Here is a 21,885-nt window from a genome sequence, read left to right on the forward strand (position 1 = left end):
GTCAACTTCTATACCATTATGGAATACCCGATGACCTCCTGCGGCTGCTTTGAGTGTATCCTCTCCATGGTGCCCGAGTGCAACGGCTTCATGGTAGTTAACCGTGAACACGGCGGCATGACCCCGTCCGGCATGACCTTCTCCACCCTGGCCGGCACCATCGGCGGCGGCGCCCAGATGCCCGGCTTCATGGGTATCGGTAAATCATATCTGGCCTCGCCCAAGTTCGTACCCGCCGACGGCGGCCTGGGCAGACTGGTATGGATGCCCAAGGCGCTGAAAGAAGAGCTGCGCGCTTCACTGGAAGAGGCTGCTGAAAACGCCGGCCTGGGCAAAGACTTCGTCGATAAGATTGCTGACGAAACTGTCGGTACCAGCGGCGAGGAAATTATGTCCTTCCTGGAAGAGAAGGGACATCCCGCTTTGACTATGGATCCGTTAATGTAGTTTTTTAAAATCAAAAATTAAATCTTGGCATACATTAGCCTCCCCCTGGTTGGTACTCCCCAAAACCCCGACCAGGGAAATTTTTTGTTTAAAACTTGCTTAGCCTGCTGACAGGATTTGCAAAATTTAAATCGAATTTTGAAATTAATTATATTGAAAGGAGTAATACCGATGAAAGTCCTAATTGTTGCCTGTGGTAATTATTCATCACAGGGTTATGGCTGTCCCGGGGAATGGAAGTGCTTAACAGCAGCCGCCAAAAAAGACGGAGAATTTGCTCAATACGAGGATAATGTACAGGTAATTGGTTTTTTAGAATGCGAATGCAACGGGCGCCAGCTTATTCCTAACATTGGCTGCGTGAAAAAGAATTCGGATTTCGACGCCATTCACTTCTCCACCTGTATGGCCAAACCTTGGCCAAACTGCCCTTATATGGATATAGACGAATTAGCCGGTAAAGTTGAGGAAAAATTCGGCGTAAAAGTAATTAAAGGAACCCATAATTACGGTTAAAATTCAAATCAACCAACTTTTATCTTCATATGCCTCAAAAAAGCAGAGCTATAAGCTCTGCTTTTTCTTCTTGATCAATGCGCACGGAGGGAACCACCGGAGCGCCAGATACAAATAACTTAAAAACTTTTTTCAAAATAGAATAGAACAACATAAAAACGATATGATAAAGACTTTATACAGTGGGTAAGCTATCGGCGAGGTGATACGTATGAATTATTTAACCACGTCATTATGGTTTATACTGGCGTCAGCATTGCAAGCTATAACGATTTGGCTGGCCCTGAGGGCAGGACTGACTACCTTCAACCCGAGCTTTAATTATACCGGCCTGTTTGGCTTTTTAGTTATCGGCCAAATCGCCGGATACCTGCTGATTAGCTTTTTCGGTGGCAGGGCTCAGATATCCGGAATCACCTACGGAGCAATCTACGGCTTTTTTCTCTGGGTAGTAATCGCCCTCTTGCTGGCCCCGGCTTTAAATCTGTTTACTTCCCCCCTGCAAATTGGGCTGAACGCAATCATAGTAACTTTATTATCATTCCTAATATATGGGGCCGTAGCCGGCTACGCCTCCGAACACACTGTTAAGCATTTAAGAGATTAAACATTGATGAGGGTGGAATAATTTCCACCTTGATTGGCACAACGCTTTCTAATTTATTGATTAATCGGCAGGAAATATATAAGACAATAGAGAATATGTTCGCAAATAGAAGATAGACAGAAAACTAAGCCAGGAAAGAGGAGATTTTTTAATGCCCAATATTATGATTGTAACTTGCGCTAAAATTCGCGATATTCATTGCATAGCCTGTTTGAAATGCTTTAAAGCCGCTAATTTAAAAGAAGGGCAATTTGCAAATTATGACAAAGTCAATATCGTAGGTATGAGTTCTTGCGGAGATTGCCCGGGACTCGTAATGCCCAAAGTAGGGCTTGTAATGGAAATGGCTGATTACCTGGAGTGTGATGTGGATGTCATCCATTTTGGTACCTGTATGGTAAAAGCAGTCAAAACAGCAGCCTGCCCGATTGACCTGGAAAAAGTCAAGGAAATGCTAACCAATAAGTATGGAGTGCCTGTGGTTATAGGAACTCACGACTATTAAACCCTATATGAGCTATTAACCAGTTTCACTTATTGATTTGACACTAAACCTAACCCCGCATGGATATGTCAATTTAGCATGCTAAAACAAATAAAACAGACCCCATAAGCGCCGGCGCCGGCGCTTATGGGGTCTGTTTTATTTTATGTTTAATCGAAATAACTATTCAGCATCTATAACTTCTTAGAACTCAGGAGTCAGCATGAGAGAACCGGGCTCGCGGTATTCTGACTCCTGAATTCTGAACAGTAACTAATTGATATTATTTATCACATCAATGGCATATTCAACATCTTCTCTGCTTACATCACGATGAGTTACCAACCTGATCAACGTGGGCCCGAAAGTTATGGCCAACACGCCCCGCTGCTCCAGCACAGACACAAATTCCTCGGAGGTCATGCCCGTCCCGGATACGTCCGCCACGATGATGTTGGTTTGCACCTTATTCAAATCCACCTGCACCCCCGGTATACCGGCCAGGCTTTGGGCCAACATTTTAGCGTGAACATGATCCTCAGCCAGCCTGTTTACCGAGCCAAGTGCTACCAGACCGGCCGCTGCGAGAATACCTGCCTGCCGCATGCCGCCGCCAAGGGCTTTGCGGTATTTGCGCGCCCTGTCGATAAAATCACGGCTCCCGGCCAACATAGAGCCTACCGGCGCACCCAATCCCTTGGACAAACAAAACATTATTGAATCGCACCAGCGGGAAAACTCACCGGGCTGTCGGCCAAGAGCTACGGCGGCGTTGAAAATCCTGGCGCCATCCACGTGGACAGACAGCCTGTATTGTTTGGCCAGCTCGTATATTTCCTGCATTTGTTCCGGCGCCATAATTGTGCCGCTACCCCGGTTATGCGTGTTTTCCAGGCAGATTAAAGAAGTTTCGGGATAATGTATATTGTCCCTGTCTCTAACGGCCGCCTTGATCAGTTTAGGGGCATCCGGTCCATGCAAACCGGTAACCGGTCGCAGCTGGACCGCCGATAAAATGGCGGGGGCTCCCACCTCGTAATAAAAAATATGTGCTTGATCGTCAACGATAACTTCATTGCCTCTGGCGGTATGAGATAAAACAGCCACCTGATTGCCCATAGTGCCGGAAGCGACAAAAAGGGCCGCCTCTTTGCCAATCATAGCTGCTGCTGTTGCTTCCAGCCGTTTAACAGTCGGATCTTCACCAAGTACGTCATCACCTACTTCAGCATGGGCCATTGCCTCTCGCATTTCCATCGTTGGTTTGGTCACCGTATCACTTCTTAAGTCAACAGTCTTCATTTTTACCTCCACTTTAGCCAAGTAATCTGGTGTTATCTTCTGCGAAAACCACTGAAAATCCTTTCCTGAGCGATTTGCGCTATGACCTTTAATATTTCCTTAAAATAGTTGAAGGTTATCGGCCACTGAATGTACAATATAATAAATAAAAGATACAACTAACGGGGAGGGGTAATTGTATGGACCTGCATCACGCGGAACCGGTCCAGGAGGAGTTCAAAATGGATTACTCCGAGTGGAGTTACATCAATATTATTCCGGCAATTCTTTTTTTCGGTTTTATCGCAGGCGTAATAACTATATTTGTTTAGAACAATTAAAACTTAATTAAACACGAAAAAAGGCCTTGGAGGCCTTTTTTCTTTTTGGAGTCAGGCTTGACTTAACCCTTATCTGAAATAATCGATCTTATGATATGCTCCGAAGACCACTCTTTACCTGATATTAAGGTCAGCGGCGCAGTCTTGGGAAAAATCTTTTTATTTATCTCGGCCACACCCATACCTTTCTCTTTTAATAGGAAAACCTCACCTACTAAATTTTCAAGGTATTCCGTTTTCTTTTTAATCATTTCCCTGCCGTTATCAACCACTCCGGCATGGGCGCAATAAACAGCTCGGAAATCATAGTTTAAAATTTTTTTAAGAGAATCCATAATGCGGTAGATATTCTCACATTTCATAACAATTTTTGTTTTCGGAGTTACAAAAAGATCACCGGTAAAAAAAACACCCTCCCCGGGATCGTAGATGGCAATATGATCAAAGGAATGCCCCGGCACTTCTATAATCTGAAAAGTCCTTGTCAACCCCTCAATCTCACTTCCAACCGGCCTTGGTGAAAACTTTGACCTTGATCCCCAAAAAATACGCCGGTAAAAAGGAATTTTAGCGTTTACTCGGCATAAGGAAATTGCTGAAGGATGGCTGTATATCTCTACGCCGTTTTTTTCCAAAAACGGCGCGTTACCGCTATGATCCTCGTGAAAATGCGTTAGTACGACCCGTTCCGGGCGGTGGGAATTAAAAAAATTTAAATAATCTTTTCTAAATTTACTTGGCCCGGTGTCAACGGCCAAACCATCAACCAGATATACAAATGTCTTTAAAGTTGTGCCCAAAAGGCTGATAGTGCATCCGGCACACAATACCCCGTTGTGCTTATTTAATTTCAAGCCACTCAATGGAAAAATCCCCCATTCAATTACACCTGCCCGCCGCAGCTTGTATCCGGCGTTCCGTAAATCCGCCGGATCACCTTGTCAAAGCTGTCTATTTTTCATGCTCTGCCGGCACCGTTAGTGGCATGGATATCTATAGCGAATAATAAAGCTATAAAAAATATTCGATTAAATTTTGATATAACCTTTATTTGGTACCTTTTGATTTTATATCTTTTTTTTAATACAGTGCAGGAAAAAAGGTATATATCATAGAAAATAGGAATATTCCTATTTAAGGAGATGAGATTAATTGAACGCCAGCCATGAAATTTTTCAGATTTTAAAAGACAGCGGCTACAAATTAACCCGTCAGCGCCGAGTTATTATTGATGCTCTGGCAAAACACAACCGGCCGGTTACCGCTCAGGAAATTTATCTTCAGGTAAGAAAGAATTTACCTTCAATCAGCCAGGATACACTGTATAGAAATTTGGAGGTACTAGCTTTCGTCAGGGTGGTTAACAGGATCAGGGTTCGCGGAGGCGACCGGTTTGAGCTGGCGGAACAGCATCACCATCATTTTATTTGCTTAAAGTGCGGCGAGGTCAAATGTTTAAAGGGCTGCCCCATCGGGCCACAGCAGTTGTCCGAGGCCAACAAAAACAACCTGGAAGTTCTTTATCACAATTTCGAGCTGTCTGGCTACTGCGAAAAGTGCAGACACAGAAAGGAAGGATAATATTGAAAAAGAAGCTGGCAACATTAATTTTAGTGTTATTAACGATTTTTGTTTTCTCAGGTTGTTCCAACAACGGAAGCAAATCAACTGAAGATACTTCCAAAGTCCGGGTGGTGGCTACCATTTTCCCTGTTGCGGATATAATTAACAATATCGGTGGAGATAAGGTTGAAGTATCCACACTCCTGCCGGCGGGAAGCAGTCCTCATACCTTTGAGGCAACGCCTGAGCAATTAAAACAAATTTCCGGCACCCAGCTGTTTGTTAAAGTAGGCGCAGACTTGGATACATTTGCCGACAAATTGGCGGAAGCCGGCAAACCGGAATTGATGACATTAACATTGGCAGATAAGGTAGATTTATTGGCGGAAAGCCCACTGGAGGAAATTGAGGATAAAGCGGGAACCGGCGCAGATACCCATAGTCATCACCATCATGATATGAACCCCCATTTTTGGCTTAACCCGGTCCTGGTAAAAGATTGCCTGGCTCCTGAAATTGCCGACGCTTTAGCCATCTTGTCACCGGAAGACAAGGATTATTTCCAGGCCAACCTGACAGAATACTGCAATAAAATTGATCAGTTAGATCAGGAAATAGACCAAAAAACTTCTGTTCTAAAAAACAGGTCGTTTATCGCATTTCATTCCTCATGGTGTTACTTTGCCGACAGGTATAATCTGGAGGATATAACCGTGGAGGAATTCCCGGGTAAAGAGCCTTCTGCCAAATGGATTGCCGGTATCATTGATTTGGCCAAGTCTAAACAGGCCAAGGCAGTTCTAATTGAGCCTCAGTTTAGCCCCAAGGCGGCCCAGGTTTTGGCCGACGAAATAGGGATTCCGGTAATCAAGGTAGACCCTTTGGGAGCCGAAAATATTACCGGTTTCAACAGCTACCTGAGCATAATGCGCTCTAATACAGATAATTTGGTAAAAGCTCTGCAGTAGTAATTTAGGTATTCAGGGGTCAGAATTCGACAATACTTCAAAACATAACTTATTCTTTTGACTCCTGACTTCTAAGTAAATCGAGGTGTTACATATGCCAACAGACCCCGTAGTTGAATTTGAACACGTAGATGCTTTTTTACAAAACCGGTGTGTACTGGAAGATATTACTTTTACTATTAAAGAAGGAGACTTTATAGGGGTAATAGGACCAAACGGCGCCGGCAAAACAACGTTGTTACGCCTCATTCTCGGGCTCTTGCAGCCAACCCGGGGGCAGATTAAATTATTTGGCGCTGACCCTGCCGCACTAAAAAGACCCAACCGCAAAGTCGGTTATTTACCGCAAAAATCCGGTTTTGACCGGCGCTTTCCATTATCGGTAAAAGATGTTGTGTTATTGGGCTTTTTCGGGGAAACGGGCCTTTTTAAAAGCCCTGGTCAGCTGGAAAAAAGCCGGGCGGAAGAGGTCATGCAAAGATTAGGCATTGCTGAACATAAAGATCGTCCGGTGGGAGAAGTTTCGGGCGGGCAGCAGCAGCTTGCTTTCCTCGCCGCGGCCCTGGTATCCAAACCTAAATTATTAATCTTAGACGAACCAACAAATGGCCTGGACCCCGCTGCCCAAAACAGATTCTACGGTCTGGTCAGAGAAATGCAGGCATACCTTTCTTTAACGGTAATTACCGTTTCCCATGACCTGGCAACAATATCCGCCAATGCCGACAATATCATCTGCATCAACCGGACCATGCACATGCACGGCAGTTCCGCTGAAGTAATGAAGCACCTGTCAGGAAACCACTTATATCGTTGCGAATTTGACCTTTTATCCGGATCGTCCAATGGTTGGAGGGAACAGTCCTAATGAATATGCTTGCCTATGATTTTATGCAGCGCGCAATTATTGCCGGAATCTTGGTTGGAGTTATCTGTTCATTTGTTGCTTTTTTCGTTGTTTTGAAAAGACTGTCCTTTGCTGGCGTGGGTATTTCACATTCGGCCCTAGGGGGAGTTGCCCTGGGGGTATTTTTAGGGTTTAACCCGATTCTGGCGGGAGGCATTTTCGCTACCATTGTTGCATGGCTGATAGGTTTTGTAAGCCGGCGGGGTGAAATCGAAGAGGATGTCACCATTGGCATCTTCTTTTCGGCCGCCATGGCTTTCGGCATAACCGTTATGGGAATGGCCAGCGGCTATTATGCCGATCTTTTCAGTTTTTTGTTCGGCAACATTCTGGCTGTAAGCAATCAGGATTTAGTGGTTCTGGCCTCAGTGGGCGGGATAGTGCTGCTGTCCCTCGGCTTATGTTTCAAAGGGCTTTTATTTATCTGCTTTGACGAGGAACTGGCACAGGTTAACGGAGTCCCGGTTAAGGCACTTTATTACCTGTTGCTCACTTGCATTGCCGTCACAGTAGTTATAGCGGTAAAGGTAGTAGGGATTATACTGGCATCAGCATTACTGGTAATTCCAGCAGCAATGGCACAGGAATTGACTAGAAATTTCAGATGGATGCTGGCGCTTTCTATTATAGCCGGATTGATCTCTTCGCTGGGAGGGCTATGCCTGTCATATTACTACGACCTCCCTTCCGGTTCGACTATTGTGCTGACGGCCAGTTTACTTTTCCTTTTGGCCTTTGCCTTATCACCTCGCAGAATGCACCTGCATAAAATCAGCAGATTATTGAAAAGAAAAGAATTAAAAAGCCAAAGCACAGGAACAGGAGGAGGGACAAGGGAACAGGTTCGTTGTCCCTGACCCGGGATATCAAACCTGTCCGCCCCCGTTCCTCTCGAAGATAGAGTCTAAACTGGGGTGCATTTATTTGAACCCTGGTAGCGCCGTCCTTTTCCATGGTAAATAATGTCTTAGCTCGGCATTGCGTCATTACGTTAGCGCTCCCCCCTTACTAACAAGTAAATACCATTATGGTGTTTTAGCCAAGCTAAAACACCCGTGTTGGCATATAGTACTGACACCAAAAACCCGGCTAAATGCCGGGTTAATTAGTCCTCTGGAGCGTCATACATGTTTTCTAAGTCCGCCGTTTTAACTTCACGCATTTCTTTAGCATCCAGCGTCCTTAGTTCGCCAGATTTTACCGACCGTAGTTTTTCCGCTGTAGTAGTGCGAAAATAGTCAGCCTTAACCATAGCCCTATCCCCTTTAAATTTATTTATAATTATTTTTCTTTGTTGTTGCTTAATTTATTCTACCAATAAAACTAATCTATGATGCGACTTCTTATAGGTGTGCACCTTCTTATTGCCGCTACATGAATATTTCGCCACGTTTATTTTTTTGGGAGTATTTTTTAAATTCTTTTTTGAAAAGAATTATTTATTTTGCAATAGGTATAAAAGAGGTTATCCATAAATCAATAAGAGCAAGCCTAATGTATTTAACACATTGGGCTTGCTCTTGTACGCTATTGCGAATTTAATCACCACTTGCTATGGTTTTAAACCATATATCCATAGAAGCATCTTCAGAAGCATCATCCGATGAGGTATCCGAATACAGTTCTATCATGAAGGGCTCAGTTTTTATTTTATTTTTTAAAAGCCATGTATCGTACATATACTTAACCGCTTTATCAAGAGCATCTGTCGTCAGAAGATGAAAATCCTCCGCTTCAAAAGTACAAACCACATAGCTTCCATTAGGCATTTCAAAATATTCAAATTCATTTTGAGTATTACTGCCGTTTGTCTCTGCACCAACAAAATATCGAAGATAACCTTCTCTTTCACTTGGCCTACCGACACCTATTTCATTTCCATCTTGCTTTATATTGTCAATGTCACTTTTTCTGATGTGAAAGTTATGCCATAATTCCGCCAGGAAGTCTATACTTGGGTTATCAGGAAACTTAGCATCAATAGATAACCCAGCAAAATGGCGAGTTGAAAGTAACTTTCGGCGATTTACTTCTAAAACAATTCCATTCGCTACAAGTGGAACGTTTTCATCTACCAAGCGATACCGCATAGATAAGTCAGGCTTGATAAAATGTGTTAAAGGTCTTGGCTGTTTGCGGTAAGCATTGGGTGTCAAACCATATGCGTCCTTAAAAGATCGTGTAAAGGTTTCAGGATTTTCAAATCCCAACGCCAAGCTCACGTCAATTATACGGTCACCCCCACTGGCTAATAATGAAGCTGCATTTGCCAATCTACGTAGTTTGACATATTCCATTACAGGCTTTCCAACTAACCGCCGAAATAATCTTTGATAATAAAAGGGTGATAAACATGCCATCTGTGATAGCTTTTGAATTTGAATATCACTTGACAGGTTTTTTTCAATATAGTCTAAAGTTTGTTGTACCGGTTCCCACGATTCCATAGTATGTACACCTCCTACTTCCCCTATCATAACAGGATATTCAAAAAATTTTCTTGATTTACAATGCCTAATTTGTATGCCTTCAGGTTACCATATAACAGCTCTTTAACCCGTCCGTCTGCGCCGACGCTCCGTAACGTAAAAATGGCCTCTGATAAAGGCCATAGAGCAGAACAGAACGATAGCTATGTTCTGCGGCTGTGACAAATTTTCCGTGCTTGACGGGCCACTTGGAAATGAAGTGGAGAACATCATCAAAGCAATCGATCCCGATAACAATAAGGTGTATTAAAATAAAAAATCCGGGCAAACAGGAAAGCCCGGATAATCTGCCCGAAAAGGCAGCCATTCGTTAGAAAAGCAGATTTCCCTCGCCTTCTTCGTAAAGATATTTGCGGGACACATCCGTTATTCTAGCCGCATTTTCCACCGCCCGGGCTACAGCCGGGCAGACATCTTCGTTGAATATAGACGGGATAATATACTCCGCCGACATCTGATCGGGTTTTACAATCCCTGCCAAGGCTTGCGCTGCGGCAAGACACATATTATCGTTGATCATCCGGGCATGACAATCGAGCGCACCTCGAAAGACCCCGGGGAAAGCCAAGGCATTATTTATCTGGTTGGGGTAATCCGACCTTCCGGTGGCAATTACCCCACATAGGTCATGAACTTCCTCCGGTTCAACCTCCGGGTCGGGGTTGGCCAGGGCAAATACAATTGGATTTGACGCCATCCGCATAATATCAGCACGGTTTAATAAGTTGGCACTCGAGACCCCGATAAAAACATCGGCGCTGGAGACAGCTTCTTTTAAGCTGCTCTTTTGAAGGCTCCGGTTGGTATGCTCCGCCAACCACCTCTTGGATGCTTCTTGGGGCAGATTATCTCTTGAAATAGTACCTCTCCTGTCGCACACGATGATATCCTGCGCACCGGCATCCATTAAAATTTTGGTGATCGCAACACCGGCCGCCCCCGCTCCGCTGATTACTATTTTAACACTTTCCAACTGTTTTCCAACAACCTTTAGGGAGTTTATCAACCCCGCCAGCGTTACAATGGCAGTACCATGCTGATCATCGTGAAAAACCGGTATGTCCAGCCTGCTTGTTAATTGTTTTTCAATCTCAAAACAGCCCGGGGCGGCTATATCTTCAAGGTTTATGGCTCCAAAAGTGGGTGAACAGGCCAGAACGAAATCGATAATCTTTTCAGGTTCATGAACGTTCACGCATAAAGGGATTGCATCTATTCCTGCAAATTTTTTAAATAATACAGCTTTACCCTCCATTACCGGAAGGGCGGCTTCCGGACCAACATTGCCCAGGCCAAGGACAGCCGAGCCATCGGTTATCACTGCCACTGTATTACCTTTCATGGTCAGGCGGTAGGCTTTTTCAGCATCTCCGGCTATGGCCGTGGAAACCCTGGCCACTCCCGGCGTATAAATAAGTGATAAATCTTCCCGGCTCAGTATTTCCCTTTTAGCCCTGATCTCCATCTTTCCGCCAAGATGCCTTTGAAACACCCGGTCAATAACATGTAATACCTGGACACCCGGCAGCCTGTCAAGGGCTTCGACTACCCCGATAAGGCCGGCACGATTATTAACGGAAACCATTAGTTCTCTGACCAGGTAATTTGCAGATGCCGAAACCAGGTCTATCGCCCCCAGATTACCACCCTCCCGGGCAATAACCTCAAGCACCCCGGCAAGCGTACCAGGCTGGTTTGCGAGTTGTAACCTAATGGTTATATTTAGTGACATAACCAATGTAACCGCCTCCTAAAAAACGCGCGTTTAATCAATTCCCTTAGCGCGCGCGTTTTAATACTTTATTCCTTAGCCCTTGCCATATACATGGCAAGGTATACTATCCTAAAGTGTAATACAATTTACAAGGTTAAAATATTATCTCTCCAAGCCGGATAGCCCATTCTAATGCGGTACCATATAAATTTTCATGTAATTAGCTCTTTTTCATCCGCCTAACTGCCGCAATGTGTCTGCAGGCAAAACCGGGATTAACCCGCGAGCGGAATCGAAAAGTGCAGCATTCACAGGTATTTTCAGTTGCTTTTAATTCCCAGCGGCAGTCATAGTCGGTTACCAGTGCCTCATTTTCATTTATAAAATACACTACCAGTTCATCAACAAAATATGGCTCGCCAATTTTAACTGTCATTTTAACCATCCTTTTTAAAATCATTATTTCATAGATAATATTCAACATAATCAACCGACATCCTGTTGACCATAGATGTTAAGCATTTATAATTATTATAAGGGTATGCTATATAAGCATCGTTTGCCAGGGGGGGATATTACATGCTGCAATCTCCGAAATTGCTAAACCCTGCCCAGGTTTGTAATGCTCTGGACATTACACCAGGCAACGTCAAAAGGTTAACCATGGGAGGATACCTGGAAGTAAAGGGACAGTTACAGTTTAAAAATGGGTTAATGAATCTTTTTAACAGTGAACAGGTTGAGATCTTGATTCCTAAGATGCCTAGAATTAAACAATCCTGGGAGAGATCTGACAATAACCGCTATGGAGCCAACCGCCTTGCCAGTACAAGACAGCAAGAGCATAAATCTTTCCAATATATGATGAAGCTGAAAGAAAATTACTTTAATGAAATTGAACACTTTCCGACAACCGAAAAAGAACTGCTGGAAGCCTGTTTTTACCTTTATCACCTTAACCATTATGCCAAAGCTGGAAATCCCTATTTATATGATCTAAAGGAACTGGTGCTGCGTTCTTTTGTCCGCAGCCACCTTAATAAGAATAACCTGCTAAAGGTACATTTTATTGAGGGGGACAATAAAATGCTGCTCTGTCCCAACTGCAAGGCCAAAGCGGAGGACCGGAACCTTAGCTATGTTGAGTATCTGGAGAAAACGGGGGGCTGTCCGGCCTGCGCCAGGGAGTATAAATACTATAGCCTATACGAATTTATTATTGCTTACCGTGATTATCTTTTTTGTTTTCACACTCCTTATAAAACAGCTAAAAGGTGGTTTGACCGCACCCACCTGCCCCCTCATAAAAACAGCCCCCGGCGTGAAGGGGCGTATGCCTTTGGCAGAGCCATATATAATGCGGAGGCACGGGCTGTTGAGCTGCTTGAGGTTGTGCAAAAATTGCAGGACTTCCTTGCCGCATATGGCATTAAACCGTTAATTGAAACTAAAAGGTTGAACGCAGCAAGGGTCTAATCTGTGATTAGACCCTTGGCCTTTTCATAGCTGATCGGGCCGGATTCTGCGTAGATAACCTGACCCTGCGGGTTTAAAATGATAGTTGTGGGGATCCCGCGGATGCCATATACCATGGCCACATCGGCCCGGGTATCCAGATAAACCGGGATGGAATAACCATGTTTCCTTAGATATGCTGTAACATCATCTACAGACTTTTCCTGTGCGGCTATATTAATAAAAATGAATTTAACATTTTTGTTGGCATACTCAAGATACAGTTTATTTAACTCGGGCATCTCTTCCTGACAGGGAGGGCACCAGGTGTTCCAAAAATTAATAAAAATATATTGGTCCTTAATCTCTGATAATGCCACCGGCTCACTGTCTTTACTGATTAAGAAAAAGTCAGGGGGCACCTTGTCCGGCTGGACTGTCTTTTGCTCCCCGGGTGCGGTTAACGAGACTTCACCCGCAAGCTTGCCCTCCCCAACCTCTGGTTCCGACTCCGGTCCCGGCTTAGCCAGCCACATGCCGACAGCCACGATAACTACTACCACGAAGGCCGTAAGAATTTTAGGTTTCATGCTGCCATTCTCCTATCCTGAAAAATTTTTCACGTTACTTGTATCTGGCGCTCCGGCGGTTGTCCCCTGATCGCCGGTGCCGCGTTAGCGGCATTATTAATTAGTAAAACAATAACATCAGCTTATCCCATTGACCGGTTATCAACAATATGCCCATTGCTATTAAAAGCCCGCCGCTGATTGCGTTAATGAAAGGCAAAATCCGCGTTAAATTAGACAGCCCTTTGTGAATATAGCCAATACCCAGCGCCGCTGCCATAAATGGAATTGCCAGACCAAGAGAATAAAAGGTCAACAGCAAAATTCCCCGACCCAATGTCTGAGTGCTGCCTGCCAGCAGCAGTATCGAAGCCAAAACCGGCCCAACGCAAGGAGTCCAACCGGCGGCAAAAGACATTCCAAAAGCAAAAGCCCCGGTCCAGCCCGTAAGCCCTTGTCCCAAACGCCATCCGGATTGGCGGTAAAACAGTTTTACAGGTATTATTTCACTTATATGAAGACCAAAAACTATTAGTATTACACCAGCAACGCGAGATAAAATCAACTGATTTTTAACCAGCCATTGTCCTATACCGCTGGCTGCCGCTCCCATTGCTATAAACAAAATGCTAAACCCCAAAATAAAACCTACACTATTTCGAACCGCGGCATTACGGGACAGGGTTTCAGTATTACCGGCGCCGGAACCGGTTATAAATGAAAGATAGCCCGGCAAAAGAGGTAAAACACATGGCGAAAGAAAAGACAGCAGACCGAATAAAAAAGCTGCACCCGCATTGATAACAAATGAATTATCCATCTTATCACGACCCCGATATTTTTTTAAATTATTATAATTTAAAATTAATTATATGTTTGAAATTTTACCTCATTTTGTGTTAGAATTTTTTTAACATTTTTTACTTTTTCAATGAATGACCATTCACTCAACTATCAAAGGAGGTTTTACATGGATTACATTGAACATTTTTGGCACAATTATTATCCTGAAGGAGTACCCAAACAAGTTGCTATCCCCGGCGTACCTTTATATCACTTTCTTGAACAAGCCAGCGCCAAACACCCTTCCAGCCTGGCGACCATCTTTATGGGCAATAAACTTACATTTGCCCAGCTTAAGGATAAAGTTGACCGTTTTGCCGCAGGGCTGCACAGCCTGGGTATAAAAAAAGGTGACCGCGTTGCCATCATGCTGCCGAACTGTCCTCAAACAATAATTTCATATTACGCTGTAATCAGGCTGGGCGCTATCGCTGTGATGACAAATCCCCTTTACATGGAAAGAGAATTATCGCATCAGCTTAAGGATTCCGGCGCGGAAACAATTATTTTTCTTGACGCGTTATCTGCCAAGGTTTTGAATGTGCTGCCCCAAACCCCGGTAAAAAATATGATTGTTACCGGAATCCAGGATTTCTTACCCCTACCCCTTAATTTGCTTTATCCCATGAAAGCAAAAAAGCAGGGCATGAGCCTGGAAGTTCCTCAAAACCAAGGAATTATCAAATTCAAAGAGCTGCTGCAAAAAAACGCCCCTTTCACCCAAACTGTTGCCATAAACCCCGCAACGGATCTGGCACTGCTCCAATACACCGGGGGCACAACCGGACTGTCCAAGGGCGCCATGTTAACTCATGAAAACCTGGTGGCCAACGTTGTGCAGGTCCGGTCCTGGCTGCCTGACTGCCAGGAAGGTGGAGAAAGAATATTTGGAGCACTTCCATTCTTTCATGTTTTTGGGATGACGGTAATAATGAATTTTGCTGTCTTGACTTGTTCCACAATGATACTGGTTCCCCGCTTTGAAATTGACACCGTGCTCAAGCAAATCAGCAAATATAAGCCAACCTTGTTTCCCGGCGCTCCAACCATGTATGTCGCTGTTATATCCCACCCCGATATTAAAAAATACGACATTTCCTCCATCAAGGCCTGCATCAGCGGGGCAGCTCCACTGCCGGTTGAAGTACAGGATAAATTTGAAAGCCTTACCGGCGGGAAGCTAGTTGAAGGTTACGGTCTGACTGAGAGCTCTCCGGTTACACATAGCAACCCTATATACGGGGAGAGAGTCTTTGGCTCTATCGGCCAGCCGCTGCCAAACACCAATGTTAAAATAATGGATCTGGAAACGGGCACAACAGAAGTACCGCTGGGTGAAGTGGGTGAGCTTTGCATCCAGGGCCCGCAGGTAATGAAAGGCTACTGGAATATGCCTGACGAAACAAATCAAACGCTGCGTAATGGCTGGCTATTTACAGGCGACATGGCGCGCATGGATGAAAAAGGCTTCACCTACATAGTTGATCGCAAAAAAGATATGGTTATAGCCGGCGGCTACAATATTTACCCCAGGGAAGTTGAAGAAGTACTATATGAGCACCCCAAAGTTAAGGAAGCTGTAGTAGCCGGCGTCCCTGACCCATACCGGGGTGAAACCCTCAAAGCTTATATAGTTCTTAAACAAGACCAGCAGGCAACAGAGGATGAACTAATTCAATTCTGCAATAAAAACCTGGCCAAATACAAAGTACCCAAGAAAATAGAATTCCGGCCGGAATTGCCCAAAACTATGGTAGGCAAAATATTGCGCCGGATTCTGGTGGAGGAAGAGAAGGCCAAGATGAGCAAGAATTAACAATGTTGATTGTTCAAATGCCTAGCGTGATAAACCGCAAAACAGATAAAAGAAGCGGCCTACACAGCCGCTTTTTGCTTGCTAATAAAGAAGACTATACTAACACACCCCGGCAACAACCATGTTCTTTCCTTCCGATTTAGCTTTATACAAAGCATTGTCGGCAGATCTTACCAGGTCACCCAGTACCGCATAACTTCCAACAGTGGCGACACCAATAGATACCGTAACCTTTCTTTTAAAATTATCGCAATTCTCTATCGCCCGGCAAATTTTATTGCCTGTTTCAACACCCTCATCAATCATAGCCCCGGGCATGATCACCGCCATCTCCTCGCCTCCATAGCGGCAGCATACGCCTTTATCCCCGACTACGGATTTAACCAACAGGGAGATGTTTTTTAGAACTATATCCCCTTCCGGGTGACCAAAAGTATCATTGTAACTTTTAAAGTCATCCACATCCAGCATCAGCAGCGTAAGTTTTTGGATCGTGCCCCTGATATTATAAAGCTCTCTCTCAATTCTTTCATAAAAATATCTGTGATTATACAGGCCGGTTAAAGCGTCTGTAATAGAAAGGCTTACCAGTTTACTGTTCAAGATTACGTTTTCTAAAGTTAAACCAATTTGCATCGCATAAAGCTCCATAATCATCAGCAAAGTGTCTTCATCAGGAATATCACTCTTGCCATAGGCGCATAAAACACCATATGGATTGCCATTGCTCTCATAAAGCGTACACACCTGCAAATCAGTTGTGACGCAATCATAACAACCCTCCGGGCAAAACCCCTCTGTGTGCATATCTTTAACCAGCAGCACTCTGTCCTTTAAGGCCGTATTAAAAGCCCTAACAACAGAATCGCATAAGACAGGTACATTATTGATGTCCTTATTCTTAACGATTAAAGTTTTATAATTATGATCTTCCAACTTAAACAAACCGCACTTGGGAATACCAGTTATTTGCTCAAATCCATTGACAATACTGTTGTAAATTGTATCAAGGTTTTGTTCACCGGCAATTTGAGCAGTAATCCAGTTTAAATTTGTCAACTTTTCGTTGATTTTTTCCAGTAGATTAATTCGCTCGTCAATCGAATGCTTGCCTGACAAAACGCTCCCCCATTTAAGTAAAATACTAAATGTAAATTTCTTCTTTTTCCTCTTAAAACCTGCCGTTAAAAAATTTTTTGTCATTATATTAAAAATTTAACATTTGGCGATGAAAAATTACCATTGCCTGCCCCAGGGAAATCCCACCGTCACCCGGCGGTACTTTGCTATGTATAAAAACATTGAATTCCTCATCTTTCAATACCCGGGTCGCAGCGGTTAACAGGTAATTGTTATGCCAGCAGCCCCCGCTGAGAACAACCCGGTTGTTGCTGTTTTTTGTCCTTACCTTTAACGCACAATCTAAAATCATTTTGACCAATGTATCATGAAATTTTTTCACAATTACTGTTTTAGAAACTTTTTCTAAGTAATCATTTACCATCGCCCTGACCAGCGGTGTTATACCAATCACATCGTCCGTTATCTCATAAGCATAGGGTTCAAGTTGATTAAAAGCCTTGGGGGCCAGTTCCCCTATTTCTATGGCCGCCTGCCCTTCATAAGAATTTTCCAAGCATATGTTTAAAATAGCCGACGCGGCGTCAAAAAGGCGGCCGCAGCTTGATGCCAGCGGTGAATTGATTTTGCGGTCAACCATCTTTTGAATGATTTCCAGTTGATCAGATTTTCCCGGAAATAGCGTTGCCGCCATTTCGAAGCCTTCCTGTCCCAGCAGGCTGATCAAGTATGCTGAGGCGGCTAACCAGGGGCTGCGCACGGCTTTATCACCCCCCGGCAGTGGCAGGTATTCCAGGTGAAACTCCCTGGAAAAATCAACATACCCACCGGTAATCATCTCAAATCCCCAAATATGGCCGTCAGTGCCATAACCGGTACCATCCAGAATTATGCCTATTACATCTCCGTCCAATCCGTTTTCCGCCATGCACGAAGCCATATGCGCATGATGATGCTGAATACCGGTCGCACCGGGGAATAAGCTACGCGCTATGGCGGAGCTATAAAAACCGGGGTGCAGATCATAACCGGCAAGGGCGGGCCTGGCTCCGATCAATTCACAAAATTTGTGCAGGCTCTGCTTATAGTGATCCAAGCCTTCAACAGTATCAATTGAACCAAAGTGCTGGCTCACATACGCCTTGCCTTTCCTCAATAAGCAAAAGGTGTTTTTCATGTCGCCGCCGGTACCGATATAATCTATTACGTCCGCATTTAGAGCTTCACTGCTTAGTTCAATGGGCTGCGGCACATAACCCCTGGCCCGCCTGAAAAACTGAACGTCACCACAGGTAAAACGCACTACGGAATCATCACAGCGGTGCACTATATCCCGGTTATGGAGCAGGAAAAAATCAGCAATGCCTTTTAATTCGTTCATCGCCCGTTCATTATCGGCTACCAGAGGCAAACCGGTCAAATTGCCGCTGGTCATCACCAGCACATTAAGATCTTGCTTAAATAATAGCAGGTGCAGCGGAGTATAGGGCAGCATCACCCCAAGGCTGTTTAAAGACGGGGCCAGTTCGTCGGGCAGGCGGAAAGGATTCTTTTTGGCCAGTACAACTATGGGGGCAGACGGGGAATTTAACAGCGACTCTTCTTCCGGGGAGACAATACAGTATTCGCGGACAATATCCAGGTCCCGGCACATTACCGCCAGTGGTTTGGCCGGGCGTCCCTTGCGCAACCGCAGGATACGGATTGGTAGCGGGTCCATGCCGTTGCAGGCCAGGTGAAAGCCACCCAGGCTTTTAATTGCTATGATCTGCCCTCCGGACAGCAGGCGGCGGGCATTGGCAATCCAATCACCCTCGATTCTCCTGCCCGCACGGTCTACCAGCCAAACCTTGGGACCGCACTCCGGACAGGCCACCGGCTGGGCGTGAAACCTCCTGTCGCCGGGATCTTCATATTCTCCGGTACAATGGCCGCACATGGCGAACTCAGCCATGGAGGTCCAGGGGCGATCATAAGGAAGCTTTTTTAAAATAGTGAACCTGGGGCCGCAGTTAGTGCAGTTGGTGAAAGGATATTGATAATGCCGGTCTGCCGGATCGAAAATTTCGCTGCGACACTGGCGGCAGGTGGCCGCATCAGGCGGCACGACGGAGTCACCCGTAACCCGTCCCCCGGTGCGTTCGATGCGGAATTCCCGAAAACCCTGCAACGGCATTTCATTTACCAGGCATTTTGAAATACTGGCCAGAACCGGAGGCCTGGCACAAATCTCATTGCTAAACTTATCCACTGACTCCCTTGGGCCTTCCACCAAAATCAGCACACCATAGCCGGAGTTTTGAACTGTTCCATTAAGGCCAAGGGACCGGGCCAGCCCGAATATGAACGGCCGAAAGCCCACACCCTGAACCACCCCGGTTACCAATATTTTTTTCCCGATCAGCTCTTTAGCCAAAACTCCCTTTCACCACTTTTCAACAAATTCTGGGCAACGGTGCACCGGCCAGCAGGTCCAAGAATTTTGTGCCCCCCAGGGCCGTTTGCAGATAAACACTGCCCCGTCCCGCCCGGACCTCTCCAATAATCACGGCGTCTCTGCCATATATTGATTCATGCAGAAGCTCCAATGCCTTGTCGGCTTCCCCGGCAGTCACTACGGCCAGGAATTTTCCCTCATTAGCCAGGTAAAAAGGGTCAAGACCCAGCATTTCAGCCGCCCCCCTGACCTCCCGGTCCACAGGTACTGCTGTTTCCTTGATCAACATGTCCATGCCACACGACTCAGCTATTTCTTTGGCGGCGGAGGCCAACCCGCCTCTGGTCAGGTCTCGCATCAGCTTAACCCCCGGGCAACCGCTCAGAAGATGAAAAATCGTATGGTTTAACGGAGCGCAATCACTTTTAAGCGCACCTTCAAGACCAAGAGCTTCCCGGGCAGTCAGCACCGTCAGGCCATGATTACCCATACTGCCGTTGACAATCACCACATCGCCCGGCTCAGGCCTGTGATAACCCAGATCCAGCCCGTCCGGTACAATTCCGACGCCCGATGTGGTTATAAAAATTTTGTCCGCGTGGCCCCGGGGAACTACCTTGGTGTCCCCGGCCACAATAGCCACACCGGCCTCAACGCAGGCTTCGGCCATGGCCGCGGCTATCTTTTCCAGATCAGTCAATAACAGTCCTTCTTCAATAATAAACGAGGCGTTGAGATAAACCGGGCGGGCTCCGCTGACAGCAAGATCGTTTACCGTACCGCAGACCGCCAGCTTCCCGATATCACCACCGGGAAAAAATACAGGGTCCACCACAAAGGCATCAATGGTAGTTGCCACTTTTTCTCCCTTAAGCCGGAATACGGCGGCATCCGAGAGCTGTCCCAGCAGTGGGTTGTTAAAGTATTTCAAAAAAATATCCCGCACCATTTCCCTGGATAATAACCCGCCATCGCCATGGGCCAGCAGTACGCGAGAATTGTTTATCCCACAGGTCATTTTGCCACCTCCCCGCGCTCGTAACGATAGTAAGCTGCGCAGGCCCCCTCCGAAGAAACCATGCATGGCCCCACAGGCAACGTTGGAGTGCACCTGCAGCCGAATAACCCGCAATCGGTAGGAACGATTAAACCGCGCAGCAGTTCCCCACAGCGGCAGCCCGGCGGCTCATCGCAAATCGAAGCTGCCAACCCGAATTTATTGCGTGCATCATACGAAGACAGTTCCTCTTTGATCATTAGCCCACTGTCCTTAATTATGCCTAATCCCCTCCAGGCCGCAGCGCCGGTATAAAAACACTCTTCCAGCACCCGGCGGGCCTCCCCGTTGCCTTCCTGTTTAACCACCCAGCGGTAGTTATTACTGGTTGCGGAGTCTGCCGACAAAATTTTGTTCAGCAGGGCATTTACCGAATCAATGATATCGACCAGGGTGAACCCTGTTACAATGGCAGGTATGCCATAATCTTCACCTATAAACCTAAAGGATTCCGAACCCGTAACAGCGCATACATGACCCGGCAGGATCAAGCCATCCACATTTATGCCGCCGCTGTCCAGCAGTGACCTTAGCGCCGGGGGCATTATTTTATGAACGGAATAAACGGTAAAGTTATTAAGGCCGGTATCCCTGGCCTGTTTGATGCTGAGCGCAACAAGGGGAGCAGTGGTTTCAAAACCGACACCGAGAAATACCACTTCGGCAGCAGGGTTGTTTTTAGCCAATTCCAGTGCGTCAGCAGGAGAATAGACAATTTTTATCCGGGCGCCGGCGGCTCTTTCCCTCTCCAGGGAGGAGTCCCGGCCGGGAACCCTGAGCATATCACCAAAAGTGGCCACGGTAACGCCAGGTATTCGGGAAAGGCCGATCATTGTCTCAATATCACCCGCTGCGGTAACGCAAACCGGACAGCCCGGGCCACTGCGCAGCTCTACCAGTCCCTGGAATAAGCTCCTTAACCCGGAGCGTGAAATAGCCGTGGTGTGAGTGCCGCAAACTTCCATCAATACAGCCGGCCGCCCCAGCCGGTCCGCCGCACGGACCGCTTTTTCCCTGACCAGCTTCAGCATCCTTTGACCAAGTTCCGGGTCATTCAGTCTTTCCAGCACTTTCAAAGCGTAAGAGCTCCTCCCATAATTTTATCCTTTCCTCAGCTTCGGCCAGATCCAGTTTTTCCACCGCGTAGCCTGCATGGACCATTACATACTCCCCCACGGGCACATCTCCCACCAAGTGCAGGCCAATCTTCCGCCTGATGCCGCCCGCTTCAATGATCGCCCACTGTTTCTCCGGCACTTCAACCACAAGGCACGGTATTCCCAAGCACATCCGCTGCACCTCCGCTACTGT

At 45.9% G+C, this 21,885-nt stretch carries 23 protein-coding genes and 1 pseudogene; 11 read left to right on the forward strand and 13 right to left on the reverse strand.

Annotated features, from left to right (window positions below; all coding sequences use genetic code 11):
- The 4 genes and pseudogenes from BM056_RS11505 to BM056_RS11520 all read left to right on the forward strand — a co-directional run.
- Positions 1 to 447 (forward strand): annotated as a pseudogene (locus BM056_RS11505) (acetyl-CoA decarbonylase/synthase complex subunit alpha/beta); the annotation flags it as partial.
- 171 nt (positions 448 to 618) lie between these two features.
- The gene (locus BM056_RS11510; protein ID WP_092471566.1) at positions 619 to 963 is read left to right on the forward strand and encodes a CGGC domain-containing protein; all 345 of its coding nucleotides are present in this window, start codon (positions 619 to 621) and stop codon (positions 961 to 963) included.
- A 211-nt stretch (positions 964 to 1,174) separates the two neighbouring features.
- Positions 1,175 to 1,570: a hypothetical protein gene (locus BM056_RS11515; protein WP_092471567.1), complete on the forward strand. Its 396-nt coding sequence runs from the start codon at positions 1,175 to 1,177 to the stop codon at positions 1,568 to 1,570.
- A 151-nt stretch (positions 1,571 to 1,721) separates the two neighbouring features.
- The gene (locus BM056_RS11520) at positions 1,722 to 2,075 is read left to right on the forward strand and encodes a CGGC domain-containing protein (RefSeq protein ID WP_092471568.1); all 354 of its coding nucleotides are present in this window, start codon (positions 1,722 to 1,724) and stop codon (positions 2,073 to 2,075) included.
- A gap of 252 nt (positions 2,076 to 2,327) precedes the next feature.
- Here the strand turns inward: BM056_RS11520 and ltaE are convergent, their stop codons facing one another.
- Positions 2,328 to 3,356, reverse strand: coding sequence for a low-specificity L-threonine aldolase (gene ltaE, locus BM056_RS11525; protein WP_092471569.1), 1,029 nt, complete (start codon positions 3,354 to 3,356; stop codon positions 2,328 to 2,330).
- Between the two features lie 179 nt (positions 3,357 to 3,535).
- Between ltaE and BM056_RS27255 the strand changes: the two genes are divergently transcribed.
- Entirely contained in the window at positions 3,536 to 3,667 is a 132-nt protein-coding gene (locus BM056_RS27255; RefSeq protein ID WP_274377541.1) for a hypothetical protein, read from the forward strand.
- Positions 3,668 to 3,738: 71 nt separating this feature from the next.
- On the opposite strand, the gene BM056_RS11530 is transcribed toward BM056_RS27255, so the two are convergent.
- Entirely contained in the window at positions 3,739 to 4,530 is a 792-nt protein-coding gene (locus tag BM056_RS11530) for an MBL fold metallo-hydrolase (RefSeq protein WP_165613487.1), read from the reverse strand.
- Between the two features lie 298 nt (positions 4,531 to 4,828).
- On the opposite strand from BM056_RS11530, the gene BM056_RS11535 reads away from it, so the two are divergent.
- From BM056_RS11535 to BM056_RS11550, 4 genes are all read left to right on the forward strand, one after another.
- Positions 4,829 to 5,257 (forward strand): Fur family transcriptional regulator, encoded by a 429-nt coding sequence (locus BM056_RS11535; protein WP_092471571.1) that lies wholly within the window; start codon positions 4,829 to 4,831, stop codon positions 5,255 to 5,257.
- 2 nt (positions 5,258 to 5,259) lie between these two features.
- A complete protein-coding gene (locus BM056_RS11540; RefSeq protein ID WP_165613488.1) occupies positions 5,260 to 6,207 on the forward strand; it encodes a metal ABC transporter substrate-binding protein in 948 nt (315 codons plus the stop codon).
- A 94-nt stretch (positions 6,208 to 6,301) separates the two neighbouring features.
- The gene (locus tag BM056_RS11545) at positions 6,302 to 7,075 is read left to right on the forward strand and encodes a metal ABC transporter ATP-binding protein (protein ID WP_092471573.1); all 774 of its coding nucleotides are present in this window, start codon (positions 6,302 to 6,304) and stop codon (positions 7,073 to 7,075) included.
- On the forward strand, positions 7,075 to 7,971 hold the full coding sequence (locus tag BM056_RS11550; protein WP_092471574.1) for a metal ABC transporter permease: 897 nt from the start codon (positions 7,075 to 7,077) through the stop codon (positions 7,969 to 7,971). The genes BM056_RS11545 and BM056_RS11550 overlap by 1 nt, the downstream gene beginning before the upstream one ends.
- 248 nt (positions 7,972 to 8,219) lie before the next feature.
- Here BM056_RS11550 and BM056_RS26220 read toward each other — a convergent pair whose 3' ends face one another.
- The 4 genes from BM056_RS26220 to BM056_RS11570 all read right to left on the reverse strand — a co-directional run bounded on the left by BM056_RS26220 (position 8,220) and on the right by BM056_RS11570 (position 11,801).
- The gene (locus tag BM056_RS26220; RefSeq protein ID WP_165613489.1) at positions 8,220 to 8,366 is read right to left on the reverse strand and encodes a hypothetical protein; all 147 of its coding nucleotides are present in this window, start codon (positions 8,364 to 8,366) and stop codon (positions 8,220 to 8,222) included.
- A 286-nt stretch (positions 8,367 to 8,652) separates the two neighbouring features.
- On the reverse strand, positions 8,653 to 9,561 hold the full coding sequence (locus BM056_RS11555) for an AraC family transcriptional regulator (protein ID WP_092471575.1): 909 nt from the start codon (positions 9,559 to 9,561) through the stop codon (positions 8,653 to 8,655).
- A 352-nt stretch (positions 9,562 to 9,913) separates the two neighbouring features.
- The gene (locus BM056_RS11565) at positions 9,914 to 11,335 is read right to left on the reverse strand and encodes an NAD-dependent malic enzyme (RefSeq protein WP_165613490.1); all 1,422 of its coding nucleotides are present in this window, start codon (positions 11,333 to 11,335) and stop codon (positions 9,914 to 9,916) included.
- A 202-nt stretch (positions 11,336 to 11,537) separates the two neighbouring features.
- Positions 11,538 to 11,801 (reverse strand): SWIM zinc finger family protein, encoded by a 264-nt coding sequence (locus tag BM056_RS11570; RefSeq protein WP_238456431.1) that lies wholly within the window; start codon positions 11,799 to 11,801, stop codon positions 11,538 to 11,540.
- 95 nt (positions 11,802 to 11,896) lie between these two features.
- On the opposite strand from BM056_RS11570, the gene BM056_RS11575 reads away from it, so the two are divergent.
- Positions 11,897 to 12,793 (forward strand): hypothetical protein, encoded by an 897-nt coding sequence (locus tag BM056_RS11575; protein ID WP_092471578.1) that lies wholly within the window; start codon positions 11,897 to 11,899, stop codon positions 12,791 to 12,793.
- Here the strand turns inward: BM056_RS11575 and BM056_RS11580 are convergent.
- On the reverse strand, positions 12,790 to 13,362 hold the full coding sequence (locus BM056_RS11580) for a TlpA family protein disulfide reductase (RefSeq protein WP_092471579.1): 573 nt from the start codon (positions 13,360 to 13,362) through the stop codon (positions 12,790 to 12,792). The genes BM056_RS11575 and BM056_RS11580 overlap by 4 nt on opposite strands.
- A 100-nt stretch (positions 13,363 to 13,462) precedes the next feature.
- On the reverse strand, positions 13,463 to 14,161 hold the full coding sequence (locus tag BM056_RS11585; RefSeq protein ID WP_092471580.1) for a cytochrome c biogenesis CcdA family protein: 699 nt from the start codon (positions 14,159 to 14,161) through the stop codon (positions 13,463 to 13,465).
- Positions 14,162 to 14,311: 150 nt separating this feature from the next.
- Between BM056_RS11585 and BM056_RS11590 the strand changes: the two genes are divergently transcribed.
- Positions 14,312 to 16,000, forward strand: coding sequence for a long-chain-fatty-acid--CoA ligase (locus BM056_RS11590; RefSeq protein ID WP_092471581.1), 1,689 nt, complete (start codon positions 14,312 to 14,314; stop codon positions 15,998 to 16,000).
- Between the two features lie 99 nt (positions 16,001 to 16,099).
- On the opposite strand, the gene BM056_RS11595 is transcribed toward BM056_RS11590, so the two are convergent.
- The 5 genes from BM056_RS11595 to BM056_RS11615 form a co-directional block, all read right to left on the reverse strand.
- Positions 16,100 to 17,119, reverse strand: a complete 1,020-nt coding sequence (locus BM056_RS11595; protein ID WP_165613491.1) for a sensor domain-containing diguanylate cyclase — start codon at positions 17,117 to 17,119, stop codon at positions 16,100 to 16,102.
- 88 nt (positions 17,120 to 17,207) lie between these two features.
- Positions 17,208 to 19,496, reverse strand: coding sequence for a carbamoyltransferase HypF (hypF, locus tag BM056_RS11600; RefSeq protein WP_092471583.1), 2,289 nt, complete (start codon positions 19,494 to 19,496; stop codon positions 17,208 to 17,210).
- A gap of 19 nt (positions 19,497 to 19,515) precedes the next feature.
- Entirely contained in the window at positions 19,516 to 20,535 is a 1,020-nt protein-coding gene (hypE, locus tag BM056_RS11605) for a hydrogenase expression/formation protein HypE (RefSeq protein ID WP_092471584.1), read from the reverse strand.
- The gene (hypD, locus tag BM056_RS11610; RefSeq protein ID WP_238456442.1) at positions 20,532 to 21,644 is read right to left on the reverse strand and encodes a hydrogenase formation protein HypD; all 1,113 of its coding nucleotides are present in this window, start codon (positions 21,642 to 21,644) and stop codon (positions 20,532 to 20,534) included. Before hypD ends, hypE begins: the two co-directional genes overlap by 4 nt.
- The gene (locus BM056_RS11615) at positions 21,625 to 21,864 is read right to left on the reverse strand and encodes a HypC/HybG/HupF family hydrogenase formation chaperone (protein WP_092471586.1); all 240 of its coding nucleotides are present in this window, start codon (positions 21,862 to 21,864) and stop codon (positions 21,625 to 21,627) included. The genes hypD and BM056_RS11615 overlap by 20 nt, the downstream gene beginning before the upstream one ends.
- Between the last annotated feature and the right edge of the window lie 21 nt (positions 21,865 to 21,885).

This window comes from Desulfotruncus arcticus DSM 17038 (assembly GCF_900113335.1).
In the GTDB taxonomy this organism is placed as follows: Bacteria; Bacillota; Desulfotomaculia; order Desulfotomaculales; family Desulfallaceae; genus Desulfotruncus; species Desulfotruncus arcticus.

Excerpts from the sequence above, each read along its gene's own strand:
- BM056_RS11615 (WP_092471586.1), bottom strand. The coding sequence starts at position 21,864 with ATGTGCTTGGGAATACCGTGCCTTGTGGTTGAAGTGCCGGAGAAACAG.
- BM056_RS11555 (WP_092471575.1), bottom strand. The coding sequence starts at position 9,561 with ATGGAATCGTGGGAACCGGTACAACAAACTTTAGACTATATTGAAAAA.
- hypE (WP_092471584.1), bottom strand. The coding sequence starts at position 20,535 with ATGACCTGTGGGATAAACAATTCTCGCGTACTGCTGGCCCATGGCGAT.
- BM056_RS11585 (WP_092471580.1), bottom strand. The coding sequence starts at position 14,161 with ATGGATAATTCATTTGTTATCAATGCGGGTGCAGCTTTTTTATTCGGT.
- BM056_RS11510 (WP_092471566.1), top strand. The coding sequence starts at position 619 with ATGAAAGTCCTAATTGTTGCCTGTGGTAATTATTCATCACAGGGTTAT.
- BM056_RS11515 (WP_092471567.1), top strand. The coding sequence starts at position 1,175 with ATGAATTATTTAACCACGTCATTATGGTTTATACTGGCGTCAGCATTG.
- ltaE (WP_092471569.1), bottom strand. The coding sequence starts at position 3,356 with ATGAAGACTGTTGACTTAAGAAGTGATACGGTGACCAAACCAACGATG.
- BM056_RS27255 (WP_274377541.1), top strand. The coding sequence starts at position 3,536 with ATGGACCTGCATCACGCGGAACCGGTCCAGGAGGAGTTCAAAATGGAT.
- BM056_RS11590 (WP_092471581.1), top strand. The coding sequence starts at position 14,312 with ATGGATTACATTGAACATTTTTGGCACAATTATTATCCTGAAGGAGTA.
- BM056_RS11550 (WP_092471574.1), top strand. The coding sequence starts at position 7,075 with ATGAATATGCTTGCCTATGATTTTATGCAGCGCGCAATTATTGCCGGA.
- BM056_RS26220 (WP_165613489.1), bottom strand. The coding sequence starts at position 8,366 with ATGGTTAAGGCTGACTATTTTCGCACTACTACAGCGGAAAAACTACGG.
- BM056_RS11575 (WP_092471578.1), top strand. The coding sequence starts at position 11,897 with ATGCTGCAATCTCCGAAATTGCTAAACCCTGCCCAGGTTTGTAATGCT.
- BM056_RS11520 (WP_092471568.1), top strand. The coding sequence starts at position 1,722 with ATGCCCAATATTATGATTGTAACTTGCGCTAAAATTCGCGATATTCAT.
- BM056_RS11570 (WP_238456431.1), bottom strand. The coding sequence starts at position 11,801 with ATGTTGAATATTATCTATGAAATAATGATTTTAAAAAGGATGGTTAAA.
- BM056_RS11565 (WP_165613490.1), bottom strand. The coding sequence starts at position 11,335 with ATGTCACTAAATATAACCATTAGGTTACAACTCGCAAACCAGCCTGGT.
- BM056_RS11580 (WP_092471579.1), bottom strand. The coding sequence starts at position 13,362 with ATGAAACCTAAAATTCTTACGGCCTTCGTGGTAGTAGTTATCGTGGCT.
- BM056_RS11545 (WP_092471573.1), top strand. The coding sequence starts at position 6,302 with ATGCCAACAGACCCCGTAGTTGAATTTGAACACGTAGATGCTTTTTTA.